Here is a 14,734-nt window from a genome sequence, read left to right on the forward strand (position 1 = left end):
GGGATTATAGATTGTAACTTATTGTAGCAATTTCAGAAACTTATAAATGCAGAAAATTATGGAAACCTCAAGACTGGAGGAACTACTCATGCACGAAACGCAGGTATTGTCTGCCACGCTCGTGGATCTGCTGCGCTACAGAGCGCAGGAGCAGCCAAGCCAACTTGCGTATCGCTTTCTGGTTGAAGATGAGGCAGTGGAGTATTCCTATGCTCTGCTCGATCAAAAGGCCCGCGCGCTGGGCGCCCTTTTGCAAAGCATGGGGGCGTCCGGGGAGCGGGCACTGCTGTTGTATCCGCCGGGGCCGGAGTATGTGGTCGCCTTTTTTGGCTGCCTGTACGCAGGCGTGGTCGCGGTGCCTGCCTATCCGCCGCGCCAAAACGGCAACTTGTCCCGCCTCGTCGCGGTCGCTTCTGACGCCCGCGCAGCTTTTGCTTTGACCACCGATGAGATTCACAATACGATCGAACGCCGCTTTGCCGACACGCCGGGCCTGCAGACGATGCGCCTGCTCGCGACCGATCATCTCGACGGGTCGCTCGCCCTCGCCTGGCAGCACCCCGGTGCCGACGCGTCGTCGCTTGCGTTCTTGCAATACACATCCGGCTCGACCTCCGCGCCCAAAGGCGTCATGCTCACCCATGGCAACCTGCTGCACAACCTCGGCCTGATCCATCAGAACTTCGGCATCGCCGACGGCACCAAAGGCGTGCTCTGGCTGCCTCCGTTCCATGACATGGGACTGATCGGCGGCGTGTTGCAGCCGTTGTACGGCGGGTATGAGATGACCCTGATGCCGCCCGTGTCCTTCATTCAAAAGCCGCTGCGCTGGCTGGAGACGATCTCCCGCCTCGGCGCCACGCTTGGCGGCGGGCCGAACTTCGCCTACGATCTTTGCGTGCAAAAAATAGCCCCGGAGGTGCGCGATACTCTCGACCTCTCCCACTGGGAGACGGCGTTTACGGGCGCAGAACCGATTCGCCCGGAGACGTTGGAGCGCTTCTCCGATTGCTTTGCCCCTTGCGGATTCCGCAAGGAGGCGTTTTATCCCTGCTACGGCCTCGCCGAAGGCACCTTGTTTGTCACCGGCGGCGTCAAACAGACCGCTCCGCTCACGCTCGCCTTAGACGGTGAGGCGCTGGAGCAAAACAAAGTCCGCCCGGCAGCCGCCGTCACTGAGCAGACGCGCCGTCTCGTCGGCTGCGGCAGCCCGGAGCGCACCGACCAGCGCGTGCACATCGTCCACCCGGACACGTTCACCGTCTGTGCGGAAGAGGAAGTCGGCGAGATCTGGGTCGGCGGACGCAGCGTCGCCCAAGGTTACTGGGAAGCGCCGGACAAGACGCAGGAGACGTTTGCTGCCCGCCTGGCGACGGGCGAAGGGCCGTTCCTGCGCACCGGCGACCTCGGCTTCCTATTGGAAGGCGAGCTGTTCGTCACCGGCCGCCTCAAAGACCTGATCATCATCCGCGGGCGCAACCACTACCCGCAAGACCTTGAGTTCACCGTCTCCGAAGCGCACATCGCCGTGCCGGCCGGAGCGGGGGCGGCATTTTCGGTGGAAGCGGATGGGGAAGAGCGGCTGGTCATCGTCAGCGAAGTCGAGCGCGCTCACCGCAAAGGCAACCTCGCCGAAGTCGCCGCGGCGATCCGCCAAAAGATCGCCGAGCAGCATGAGCTGCAGGCGTATGGCATCGTCCTGATCAAACCGGCGAGCATCCCGAAGACGTCCAGCGGCAAGATTCAGCGTCACGCCTGCCGCCAGCGCTTTCTCGACGGTACGCTCGATGTGCTGCACGCCGACGTGCTGGGCCAAGGGGCAACAGCTGGGCCTGACGCGCCAACGAAAGGTTTGCAAACCGGCTTTGACTTCGGCAGCCTCGACCGGGACGGCCTGCTCGCGCTGACCGAAAGCGAGCGCCTGATCGCGCTGGAGAGCTACCTGCTGGCCAAGTCGGCTCAGGTGTTAAACGTGCACCCGGCGCAGATCGACCGCAGCCAGTCGCTGAACGTGCTCGGCCTCGACTCGCTGATGGCGGTCGAGCTGAAAAACGAAGTGGAAGAGACGTTTCAGACGGACCTTTCGCTCACCACGCTGCTCGACGGTCCGAGCATCACCGAGCTGGCGACCGAAGTGCTGGTCAAGATCGGTGAGAACGCAGCAGGCGCAGCGCAGCAGCAAGATGCAACCGGAGACACGGCCGGAACCGGCTCGACAGCAACCGAATGCGCTGCTCCCTCCACCTTCCCGCTGTCCTACGGTCAGCGCTCGCTCTGGTTCATGCAGCGCCTCGCTCCGGACAGCTCCGCCTATAACGTTTCGCGTGCCGTGAAAGTGCCGGCCGCCTTGAATACGCAAGCTTTGCAAACGGCGCTCACCCAGCTCTGTGCACGCCACCCGCAGCTGCGCACCCGCATGGAACTCCAGGACGGCGAACCGCTTCAGCTCGTGCAGGAGCAGCCCAACTTCCATTTTGCCGTGGAACAGGCGGCCGGGTGGAGCGAGGAGCAGTTGCAACAGCGCCTGAGCGTGGAAGCCGACCGACCGTTCGATCTGGCGCAAGGTCCGCTGTGGCGCGTCCTAGTCTTCTCGCGGTCGGCAGAAGAGCACGTGCTGCTCTTGTCGATGCACCACATCATCACCGACTTCTGGTCGCTCGGCCTGTTCACCGCCGAACTGCGCGACCTCTACCACGCGGCGGCAACGGGCACTCAAGCGGCGATTCGCACCGCCGGGCAGAGCTACGGCGCGTACGTCTGCCAGCAGACGGAGATGCTGAACGGGGCCAAAGGCGAACAGCTCTACCGCTACTGGCAGCAGCAGCTGTCCGGCCAACTGCCCGTGCTCAACCTGCCGACCGACCGTCCTCGCCCGCCGGTGCAGACGTTCCGCGGCGCGTCGCATGAGTTCCGTCTGGGAGCCAGATTGACGGAAGAGGTCAAAGAATTTGCCAAAGCGCAGAACACAACGCTGTATACCGCTCTGCTCGCCGCGTACCACGTGCTGCTGCACCGCTACACCGGCCAGGACGACATCCTCGTCGGCTCGCCGGCAGCGGGCCGCACTTCGGCGAAAGATGCGGGCACGCTCGGCTATTTCGTCAACCCGATCGTCCTGCGCGGACGGTTCCAAGGCGCGGAAACGTTCGCTGCGTTTACCGAAGCGATGCGCCGCACGGTGCTGGGCGCGCTCGATCATCAGGAGTATCCGTTCTCCCTGCTCGTCGAGAAGCTCCATCCGCAGCGCGACCCCAGCGTCTCGCCGCTGTTCCAGGCGTTTTTCGTCCTGCAGAAATCGCACCTGCTCGACCGCGACGGCCTGACCGCCTTTGCGCTGAACGAAGCGGGTGCGCAGCTCGGCGGCGACCTGCCGCTGGAGTCGATGCGCCTCGCCCAGACGCACGTCCAATATGATCTGATTCTCACCTTGGCCGAAGTGGAAGGTGAACTTTCCGCGTCCTTCGACTACAACGCCGACATGTTCGACCCGTCGACCGTCGCGCGCATGAGCGGCCACTTCACGACGCTCCTGCACGGACTGATCTCCGCGCCGCACCGGCCGCTCGCCCACGCCCCGCTGTTGACAGCAGCGGAAGAACGGCATCTGCTGGGCGACTGGCATGCGAGGCGGGCCGATTATGGGGAGCCGGTCTGCGCCCATGAGCTGTTCGAGCGGACAGCGGAAGAGCTGCCGCACAAGACGGCGCTCGAACTGGGCGATATCAAGCTGACCTACGCCGAACTGAACGAGCGCGCCAACCGGCTCGCCCATCATTTGCGAAAAGCGGGTGTGACGCAGGAATCGCTCGTCGCCGTCTCAATGGAGCGGTCGGTGGAGATGGTTGTCGCCATGTTCGGCATTCTCAAGGCGGGCGGTGCCTACCTGCCGCTCGATCCGGCCTATCCGGGCGAGCGCCTGTCCTTCATGCTCGAAGACTCCGGCGCGAAGATCCTGCTCACCCAAGCGCATCTCGCGGAGCAATTGCCGAAGCATTCCGTCCGGCAGATCCTGCTCGACGCCGACTGGGCGCAGATCGCCGTGGAGAGTGCTGCCAACCCGGCTCCGGCGGCCGGGCCGCACAGCCTCGCCTACGTCATCTACACGTCCGGCTCAACCGGAAAGCCCAAAGGCGTGCTGCTCGAACATGCCGGCCTGTTTAACCTTGTGCACGTCCTGCATGACGCCTTCCAGATCGATGGCAGCACCCGCGTCCTGCAGTTCGCGTCGTTCTCGTTTGACGCCTCGGTCGCCGAAGTGTTCACCGTGCTCAGCGCAGGCGGCACGCTCGTCCTCGCCGACAAAAACGACCTGCTGCCCGGCCCGGCGCTGCTCAAGCTGCTGAACGACAAACAGGTGCACAACGTCACCTTGCCGCCGTCGGTGTTGGCGATGCTGTCCGGCGATGATCTGCCGCACCTGCGCACGGTGATCTCCGCCGGGGAAGCCTGCACGAAAGAGATCGTCGAACGCTGGTCGACCAGCGGCCGCCGCTTCGTCAACGGCTACGGTCCGACGGAAAACACAGTCTGCACCACGCATGCCCTGCTGAGCACAGGCTCTGCCGTCCATATCGGCCGGCCGAACCCCAATGTCGAAGTCTACATCCTCGACAGCCATGGCCAGCCTGTGCCGCTCGGCGTGCCGGGCGAACTGTACATCGGCGGCGCGATGCTGGCCCGCGGCTACTTGAACCGCCCGGAACTGACCGCAGAAAAATTCGTCCCGCATCTCTTCCCAAGCGACGGAGGCGCGAAGCTCTACCGCTCCGGCGACCTCGTGCGCTGGCGGCCGGACGGCACGATCGAATACCTCGGCCGCCTCGACCATCAGGTGAAAGTGCGCGGCTTCCGCATCGAGCTCGACGAGATCGAAGCGCAGTTGATCCGTCAGGACGGTGTGGAGAGCAGCGTTGTGATCGCCCGCGAAGACCAGCCGGGGCAAAAGCGCCTCGTCGCCTATGTCACGACCCAAGAACAGGCGGCGCTCACCGTGCCCGACCTGCGCCAGGCGCTGAAAGCGTCCCTGCCCGACTACATGGTGCCGTCAGCGTTCGTCCTGCTCACGGCATTTCCGCTCACGCCAAACGGCAAGATCGACCGTAAAGCTCTGCCTGCGCCGGACGGCGAACGAGCGGTGGAAAGCGCCTATGTCGCGCCGGGCTCCGAGCTGGAGCAGCAGGTGACGGCGATCTGGCAGGCAGTGCTCGGCCTTGACAAGATCGGCGTGCACGACAACTTTTTTGACCTCGGCGGGCATTCGCTGCTGATGGTCAAAGTCCATGAGCGACTGCAGCAGGAGATGAAGCGCGAGTTCTCCGTCGTCGAGATGTTCAAATACCCGACCGTCTCGGCGCTGGTCAAATTTATGCAGCAAGATGCTGCCGCCAAGCCATCAATACAGGAAATCCGTGATCAAGCCAGCAAGCAGCGGGAAGCGCTGAACAAGCGCAAACAGCTGCTCAAAGATCGGAGGAAGTAAGAGCGATGAGTGAGATGTTGGATTTGCAAGGAATTGCCATTATCGGGATGTCCGGCCGCTTTCCGGGCGCGAAAAATACACGTGAATTCTGGGAGAACTTGAAAAATGGGGTGGAGTCGATCCGCCCCTTCTCCGATGAAGAAGTGGAAGCGGGCAGCATCGACCGCGAAGATCCCAACTACGTGCAGGCCGGCGCGCCGCTTGAAGGCGCGGAGGAGTTTGACGCGGCGTTTTTTGACATGATCAAGCGGGAGGCGGAGACGACCGATCCGCAGCACCGCCTGTTCCTCGAGTGCGCGTACGAAGCGCTGGAAGACAGCGGCTACGAAGGTCGCTCCTACGATGGGCGCATCGCGGTGTTTGGCGGCGTAGGCCGCAACACCTATATGCAGAACCTGCTCTCCAACCCGGACATCGTCGGGGCGGTCGGCTCTTACCAGGCGGGCATCGGCAACGACCACGACTTTTTGGCGACCCGCATCTCGTACAAGCTGAACCTGCAAGGTCCGGCGGTGACGGTGCAGACCGCCTGTTCGACGTCGCTTGTGGCGGTGCACATGGCCTGCCAAAGCCTGCTTACCTACGAGTCGGACATGGCGCTGGCCGGCGGTGTGGCGGTGAAGTTCCCGCAAAAGGCGGGCTATCTGTGGCAGGAAGGGGGCATCTTCTCCCCGGACGGCCATTGCCGAGCGTTTGATGAAAACTCGGCCGGCATGGTCGTTGGCAACGGCGGCGGCGTGGTGCTGCTCAAGCGTCTCGAAGATGCGATCGAAGACGGTGACGAGATCTACGCGGTGATCCGCGCTTCGGCGATCAACAACGACGGCTCGAACAAAGTCGGTTACACCGCGCCGAGCGTCGACCGCCAGGAAGCGGTCATCTCCCAGGCCATCGCCATCGCCGACATCGATCCGGCGACGATCACCTACGTCGAAGCGCACGGCACGGGCACGGCGCTGGGCGACCCGATCGAAGTCTCCGCGCTGACGCAGGCCTTCCGCATGAGCACCGAGGAAAAAGGCTACTGCGCGCTCGGTTCGGTCAAAACGAACGTCGGGCATCTCGACGCGGCGGCTGGCGTGACTGGCCTGATCAAAACGGTGCTGTCCCTGCAGCATAAGCAGTTGCCGCCGAGTCTGCATTTTGAGAATCCGAACCCGAAGATCGACTTTGCCAACTCCCCGTTCTACGTCAACGCCAAACTGCGCGACTGGAACGTGCCGGGCGACACCCCGCGCCGTGCGGGCGTCTCATCGTTTGGCATCGGCGGCACCAACGCGCACGTGATCTTGGAAGAAGCTCCGGCGTTGGCAGCGTCCGACAAAGCGACCGAGCGCAACCTGCTCGTCCTGTCGGCGAAAACGGTCACGGCGCTGGAGGCGATGACCGAGAATCTGGCCGCGCATCTGGAAGCGAACGCGGAGCTGAACCTGTCGGACGTGGCGTACACGCTGCAGACCGGCCGCGCAGCGTATAACCACCGCCGCATCGTGGTGGCAACTCATTCGGCAGACGCCGTACAAGCGCTGCGGGCGCTCGATCCGAAACAGGTGCAGAGCCACAGCTTGCCAACTTCTCACACCCCTTCGGTGGCGTTCCTGTTCTCCGGCCAAGGCTCGCAGTATGCGAACATGGGGCGCGGTCTGTATGAGACGGAGGCGGTGTTCAAAGCGGAGATCGACCGCGGAGCGCAGATCTTGAAACCGCACCTCGGCCTCGACCTGCGCGACCTGTTCTTCCCGGTCGCAGGCATGGAAGAAGAAGCCCAAGCACTGCTGAACCAGACGCAGTACACGCAGCCGTCCCTGTTTGTGTTCGAATACGCGCTGGCCCAGCTGTGGCTGTCGCGCGGCGTGCAGCCGGAAGCGATGATCGGGCATTCGATCGGCGAATATGTGGCGGCCGTTCTCGCCGGCGTGATGAGCGTGGACGAAGCTTTGCCGCTCGTCGCCGCGCGCGGACGCCTGATGCAGGCGATGGAGCCGGGCTCGATGCTGGCGATTCCGCTGCCGGAAGCGGAAGTGGCGGAACTGCTGCCGTCCGAGCTGTCGATCGCCGGTGTCAACGGCCCGAAAGCGACGGTGGTGGCCGGCCCGACGGCGGCGATTGAAAAGCTGGAAGGCGAACTGCAGCAGCAAGAGCTGCACTTCAAACGACTCGACACGTCGCACGCCTTCCACTCGGCGATGATGGAGCCGATGCTTAAGCAGTATGCGGCAGAAGTGGCAAAAGTTGAACTGCACGCGCCTGTGCTGCCCTACCTCTCCAACGTGTCCGGGACGTGGATCACGGCGGAAGAGGCGACCGATCCGGGCTACTACGTGCGCCACCTGCGCCAAGCGGTGCGCTTTGGCGACAACGTGGCCGAGCTGGTCAAGCAGCCGGGCCGCATTTTGCTGGAAGTGGGGCCGGGACGCTCCCTGGGCACGGTGGTCAAGCAGTCGCTGCAAGGCACAGAGGCGGAAGCGGCCGTGCTGTCAACGACGCGCCATCGCGACGAAGCGCAGACGGATGAAGCGTTCTTCCTGACCGCGCTCGGGCAGCTGTGGCTGCACGGGGTGGAAGCCGATCTGTCGTCGTTGCATGAAGGGGCATCCCGCCGCCGTCTGCATCTGCCGACCTATCCGTTTGAGAAGCAGCGCTATTTTGTAGAATTCAACAAAAACGCCTTCCACGCCCCGCGTCCGGCCGGGCGTCTGCACAACGTCGCTGACTGGTTCCACATCCCGGCGTGGCAGCAGACGGCGCCGTTGCAAGCGAAGCAAGGGGAAGCGGCTCATTTCCTGCTCCTGCAGGATGAGACGGGTGTCGGCGCAGCGCTTGCGGATCGCCTGAAGCAGCAGGGGCATGACGTGACGCTTGTCCGCTGCGGACAAGAATTCGCCAAAGGGGACGACGGGGTCTACACGCTGAACCCGGCGGTGCGCGGCGAGTACAGCCAGCTCTGGAAAGAGCTGGCCGAGTCGGAGCAAGTCCCGACGCGCCTCGTACATCTCTGGTCGCTGACCGACGGGGAACAAAGCGAAGCGGATGCCAAGGAGCGCGGTTTCTATGCCCTGATCCACTTCGTGCAGGCACTCGGCGAGCAGAATCGCACCGAGTCGTTCCAAGTGACGGTGATCACCAACTCCCTGCAGCAAGTGACCAGCGAGCCGATCCTCGCGCCGGAGCGCGCAACGGTGCTTGGCGCCGTCAAAGTCATCCCGCAAGAATTCGCCAACATCACAGCCCGCGCGATCGACATCGAACTGGCCAAGGCGGGCAAGCTGACCGACCGCCTGGCTGCCGAGCTCGCTCAGGCTCCGTCCGGCGATACGCTCGTCGCTTACCGTGGCGCGCACCGCTTCGTGCAAGGATTTGACGATGTGCAGCTCGCAGAAGTGGAAGCAGCGGAGGTCACCCTCCGTCAAAACGGAGTCTACCTGATCACGGGCGCAACTGGCGAGATCGGTCTGCACGTCGCAGAACACCTCGCCCAAGAATATGCGGCAAAACTCGTTCTGCTTGGCAGCCAAGACTTCCCGGCCAGCGAGAACTGGCAAGACTACATCGCGGCACAGGCAGACGCGGACAGCTCCGATCTGACCGGACAAGCGATCGCTCGCCTGCTCGAACTGGGCAAATCGGCCGAACTGATCTACCAAAGCGTCGATCTCACCGACGCTGCTGCCCTTGGCGCGGTGCTTGCCGAAGCACGCGAGCGCTTTGGCGTCGTGCACGGTGTGTTCCACACCGCAGAGCTGATGGGCTCCGGCCTGATCCAGCTGAAGACGCAGGAAGCGATGGAGACGGTGTTCGCGCCGAAAGTCACAGGGACGCTGGCGCTCGCCGCAGCGACCCGCGGGATGGAGCTCGACTTCTTCGCCTTGTTCTCGCGCATGCTGTCGGTCACCGGCGGCTTCGGCCAGGTCGACAACACGGCGGCCAACGCGTTCCTCGGCACGTTCGCCCGCGCGCACAGCACGGCGACCGGCACGCACACGCTGGCGATCGACTGGGGGATGTGGCAGTTTGACAATCTGCTCCAAGGCCAGCCGATCCTGCCGGAGATGGTCGCGCAACTGCAGCAGATGCAAAAGCAGTTCGGCATCTCCGCCGCAGACGGCATGGACGCCTTCACCCGCATTTTGGCCAGCGGCCTGAACCAGGTCATCGTCTCCACCCAACACCTGCAGACGGTGATCGACGACACGAACGGCATGAACGCCGCCACCTACTTCGACAGCTTGAAGGGCAGCCGCACCATCGACGCTAACCGCCCGTACGTCGCGCCGCGCAACGATGTGGAAGAACAGGTCGCCGTGATCTGGCAGGATCTGTTTGGCGTCGATCTCGTCTCGATCCACGACAACTTCTTCGACCTCGGCGGCAACTCGCTGCTCGGCGTGCAACTGGTGACGCGCATCCGCAACACGTTTGAGATCGACCTGCCGATGAGCGCTCTGTTCGAGTCGGCCAACGTCGCCGAGCTGTCGCAATACATCGCCGACCATCAGCTCAAGCCGGAAGAGCTCGACGAGCTCGAAGCCCTGCTCGCCGAGATCGAAGGTCTGTCGGAAGATGACATCGAAGCAGAACTTTTCGCCGGGGAGGGCATGGAATAGATGAGCTCGCTGAACGACCGCTTGAAAAATCTGACGCCTGAGCAGCGCGCCGTCCTCGAGAAGCGCATGAAAGCAAAAGGCATGAACACCGCCGTTGTCACCGCGTCCAAAGAACCGTCCGCACTGCCGGAAAGCGTGCTGGCGGCGATGGGCGGCGGCCAGGCGGCCGCTGCGAAAAAACAGCGCCCGCGCCGCACCGACAAAGGGATGGACTTCTCGATCTTCTTCTTCTCCGGCGACGGGTCGACCGAAGACACGGACAAATACCGCATGTTGATCGACTCGGTCCAATACGCCGATCAGCACGGCTTCTCCGCCGTCTGGACGCCGGAGCGCCATTTTGAGGATTTTGGCGGGTTGTACCCCAACCCGTCCGTCCTCTCGGCGGCGCTGGCGATGATCACCCAAAACATCCAGATCCGCGCCGGTTCGGTCGCTCTTCCGCTGCACCACCCGATCCGCTTTGTCGAAGAGTGGGCGGTGGTCGATAACCTGTCGGGCGGACGCACCGCCGTCTCCTTCGCTTCGGGCTGGCACCCGTCCGACTTTTTGATCGCGCCGGTGCCGACGCGCGACTACTACAACCAGCGCAAAGAGATCATGATCGACAACATCAAGACGATCAAAAAGCTCTGGGCCGGCGAAACGGTGATGATGACCGGCATCGACGGGCAGGAGCAGGCGGTAAAAGTGCTGCCGCGCCCCTTGCAGGACGAGCTGGAGATCTGGGTCGCCACCAACGGCTCGCCCGACACCTACATCAAAGCGGCCGAGACCGGCTCGCATATTCTGACCGGGCTGACCAACCAGACGCTCGACGAGTTCGAAGCGAAGATCAAGCTCTACCGCGAGACGTTGGCCCAGCACGGCTACGATCCGGAAGCGGGCAAGGTCACCGTCATGGTGCACACCTGTGTCGGCGAAACGAACGAAGAGATCAAAAACAAAGTGCGCGATCCGCTGAAAGACTATCTGAAAACGTTCATCAAGCAGCAGAAAAACGTGATGGGCAACTACGACGATTTTTCTGAAGCGGATCAGGATGCGATCGTGTCCTACGCGTTCGACAAATATTTTGCGGAAAGCTCCCTGTTCGGCACCGTGGACAAATGCTCCGGACTGATCGAAGATCTGATCGACATCGGCGTAAATGAAGTGGCTTGCCTGGTCGACTTTGGGATCTCGGTCGACGATGTGATGAGCTCGATGAACTATCTGGGCAAGTTGAAAGCTAAATACACGCTGTAGGGCTTGGAGGAGGTCACACCTTATGAAAAACAGTCTGTCCGACCGCTTGGCGGCGCTCACCCCGGAGCAGCGCGCCATCTTCGAAAAACGCGCCAAGGCGAAAAACCTCGCCGCCGAAAAACTGATGCTGAAAAAAGACCGGATCCCCAACCGCGGCCACAACAACCCGAGCCCGCTGGCGATCGACCAGGAGCGCCTCTGGTTCTTCCACATGATGAACCCCGACGAGCCGACCTACAACGTGTACGGCGCGATCAACATGAAAGGGACGCTGAACGCGCCCGTCTTTGAAAAAAGCTTCAATGAGATCGTCCGACGCCATGAAGCGTGGCGGACGACGTTCGAGATGATCGACGGCCAGCCGATGCAGCTCGTGCACAAGGAGCTGTTCGTGCCGATGGAACTGCTCGACCTGACACACCTGCCCGGCGACGAGCGAGAAGAAGCGGCGAAGAAGGCGATGTCGGACGTGATCCAGATTCCGTTCGATCTGGAACAGCCGCCCTTGGTGCGCACCAACCTGATCCGCAAGCAGGAAGACGAATGGCTGTTTGTGCTGACGGTGCATCACATCGTCACCGACCGCGTGACGTTCTCGATCTTCTTCCACGAGATGATGGCGCACTACAAAGCGTTCCTGAACGGCCAGCCGTCCTTGCTGCCCGAGCCGCAGATCTCCTATGCCGACTTCTCGGAATGGCAGCGCCAGTACCTGACCGGAGCTGTGAAAGACAACCTGATCAACTTCTGGAAACAGACGCTTGACGGGTCGGACTTCGTCCTGAACATCCCGACCGACTATCCGCGCCCGGCCGTGCAGGATTTCAAAGGCGCGCGTGTGTTTCTCGACATCCCGCTGGACACGGCGAACCGCTTGAAAGAGATCGGGAAAAAAGAAGGCGCGTCCGCCTTCATGACACTGCTCGCCGTCTATTACGCCTTGCTATTCCGCTACACCGGGCAGGAAGACCTGCTGGTCGGCACGCCGTTTGCCAACCGCAACCGCGGCGAGATGGAAGGGGTCATCGGCTACTTCCTGACCTCGGTCGTGCTGCGCACGCAAGTTCAGCCGGATCTGACGTTCAAAGAGCTGCTCCGCCGCGTCAAAGACGTGTCGCTGACGGCGTATGCGAACAACGACATCCCGTTCGGCCTCTTGCTCGATGAGCTGAAGCCGCCGCGCGACGGCTCGCGCAACCCGATCTTCCAAGCGTGCTTCGTCTACGTCGACGTGATGGAAGACAAGTTGGAACTGCCGCAGCTGGAGCTGAAATACGAGCTGACCGACGCGGAGACGGCGAAATACGACCTGACGATCGGCCTGATGGAAGTCGAAGAAGGCATCACCGGCTTCTTCGAGTACGCGCCGGCGATGTTCCGCAAAGAGACGATCGAGCAGATCAACCGCCATTGGCTGAAGCTGATCGAAGCGGTGATCGAGAATCCGGAGCTGAAAGTGAACGACATGCCGCTGTTCTCGCCGGATGAAGAGCAGCAGCTCCTCGTCGAGTGGAACGACACGGCCCGCCCGCTGCCGGAGCGTCCGCTCCTGCATGAGCTGTTCGAAGCGCAGGCGGCGAAAACGCCGGAAGCGACCGCGCTGATCTTGGGCGAAGAGACGCTGACCTACGGCGAGCTGAACGAGCGCGCCAACCGCCTCGCGAATTACCTGCAGGCGCGCGGCGTCGAACATGAGACGCTCGTCGGCGTCTACATGGAACGTTCGTTTGAGATGATCGTCTCGATGCTCGCCGTGCTGAAAGCGGGAGGCGCGCACATCATGCTGGAGCCGAGCTACCCGCAGGAGCGCCTCGCCGCGATGATCGCCGACGCCGGGATGCACCTCGTGCTGACCCAGCAAGCGATGCTCGGCCGACTGCCCGCCCACGCCGCGCAAGAGATCGCCGTCGATGCAGCGTGGCCGCAGATCGCAGCGGAAAGCGCAGCCAAGCCGTACGTGGAGGTCGGCGAACGGAGCCTCGCCTACATCATGTACACATCCGGTTCCACCGGCCGCCCGAAAGGCGCGATGATCGAGCACCGCTCGGTCGTCAACACGATGCTGCATCTGATCGAGCGCTTTGGCATCACGGCGAACGACCGCCTGTTCCTGAAGTCGCTGGTCGGCTTTGACGGCACCGTGCTGGAGTTCTACGCCCCGCTGCTCTCCGGAGCGGCGATCGTCATCGCCGAAGAGGGCGGTCACCATGACGTGGTCTACCTGATCCGTGAGATGAAAAAGCAAGCGGTCACCGCGATGCAGATGATCCCGTCGGTGATGAACCTGCTGATCGAAACGCAAGGCATCGAAGAGGTCACCTCGCTCAAGCACCTCTTCCTCGGGGGGGAAGCGATCTCGCCGTCGCTCAAGCAGCGCATCCACGAGCGCCTGCCGCACGTGATGTTGCACAACATCTACGGCCCGGCGGAGACGACCGTCTTCTCGACCGACTATACGTTTGTGCACAGCGATGACCGGGCGGTGATCCCGATCGGGCGTCCGATCGCCAACATCAATGTCTACGTGCTCGATACACACCTGAACCCGGTGCCGGTCGGCGTCTATGGCGAGCTGCACATCGGCGGCATCGGCGTCATGCGCGGCTATCTGAACCGCCCGGAGCTTGATGCGGAGCGATTTGTGCCGCATCCGTTCTTGCCGGACGGCGGCCGCCTGTACAAGACGGGCGACATCGTGCGCTGGCTGCCGGACGGCACCTTGGAATATCAGGGCCGCATCGACAACCAGGTCAAGATCAGCGGCGTGCGCATCGAAGCGGGCGAAGTGGAAGGGGCGCTGCTCCAGCATCCGTCCGTTCAGCATGCGGCGGTGCTCGTCCGCGAAGACCAGCCGGGCCAGAAGCGCCTCGTCGCCTATCTGATCGGCGAAGTCACCGCGTCGAACGAACTGCGCGAGTTCCTCAAGACGCGCCTGCCGGACGCGATGATCCCGACGGCGTTCCTGTTCGTCGACGAGTTCCCGCTGTCCCCGAACGGCAAGCTCGACAGAAGCGCGCTGCCGAAGCCGGAAGTGGACGAAAAAGTCTACGAGCGCGACTACGTGGCGCCGCGAACCGACTTGGAAGATCTGCTGGCCGGCATCTGGCGCGAGATCCTTGCGCTGCCGAAAGTCGGCGTGCAGAGCAACTTCTTTGAGCTGGGCGGTCAGTCGCTCAACGCGATGCAGATGATCGGGCGCGTCCGCGAGACGTTCCAGATCGAAGTGCCGGTCACCAAGCTGTTCTCCGTGACGACGATCGCCGGACTTGCCGAACTGCTCACCGAATATGAGCAAAAACCGGGCCAGGCTGAAGCGATCGCCCGCCTGCGCAAAAAGCTGATGAACATGACAGAAGAAGAAAAACGGGCGATGCTCGAAGCGAAGAAAAAGGTCAGGGGGTAA

The 14,734-nt window shown here is 62.6% G+C and carries 4 protein-coding genes; all 4 read left to right on the top strand.

Going from position 1 to position 14,734, the window contains the following annotated elements:
- The first annotated feature begins 88 nt into the window (after positions 1–88).
- The 4 genes from EV586_RS12215 to EV586_RS12230 are packed head-to-tail and all read left to right on the top strand — an operon-like array spanning position 89 to position 14,734.
- Complete coding sequence (locus EV586_RS12215) at positions 89–5,479, top strand: non-ribosomal peptide synthetase (protein WP_165898562.1); 5,391 nt, start codon at positions 89–91, stop codon at positions 5,477–5,479.
- A 5-nt stretch (positions 5,480–5,484) separates the two neighbouring features.
- Entirely contained in the window at positions 5,485–10,083 is a 4,599-nt protein-coding gene (locus EV586_RS12220; protein WP_132945400.1) for a type I polyketide synthase, read from the top strand.
- On the top strand, positions 10,084–11,331 hold the full coding sequence (locus EV586_RS12225) for a MupA/Atu3671 family FMN-dependent luciferase-like monooxygenase (RefSeq protein WP_132945401.1): 1,248 nt from the start codon (positions 10,084–10,086) through the stop codon (positions 11,329–11,331). It begins immediately after the preceding gene.
- 22 nt (positions 11,332–11,353) lie between these two features.
- Positions 11,354–14,734: a non-ribosomal peptide synthetase gene (locus tag EV586_RS12230; protein ID WP_132945402.1), complete on the top strand. Its 3,381-nt coding sequence runs from the start codon at positions 11,354–11,356 to the stop codon at positions 14,732–14,734.

This window comes from Tumebacillus sp. BK434, assembly GCF_004340785.1.
Taxonomy (GTDB): Bacteria; Bacillota; Bacilli; order Tumebacillales; family Tumebacillaceae; genus Tumebacillus_A.

Coding starts and splice junctions, on each gene's coding strand:
- EV586_RS12230 (WP_132945402.1), top strand. CDS start 11,354: ATGAAAAACAGTCTGTCCGACCGCTTGGCGGCGCTCACCCCGGAGCAG.
- EV586_RS12220 (WP_132945400.1), top strand. CDS start 5,485: ATGAGTGAGATGTTGGATTTGCAAGGAATTGCCATTATCGGGATGTCC.
- EV586_RS12225 (WP_132945401.1), top strand. CDS start 10,084: ATGAGCTCGCTGAACGACCGCTTGAAAAATCTGACGCCTGAGCAGCGC.
- EV586_RS12215 (WP_165898562.1), top strand. CDS start 89: ATGCACGAAACGCAGGTATTGTCTGCCACGCTCGTGGATCTGCTGCGC.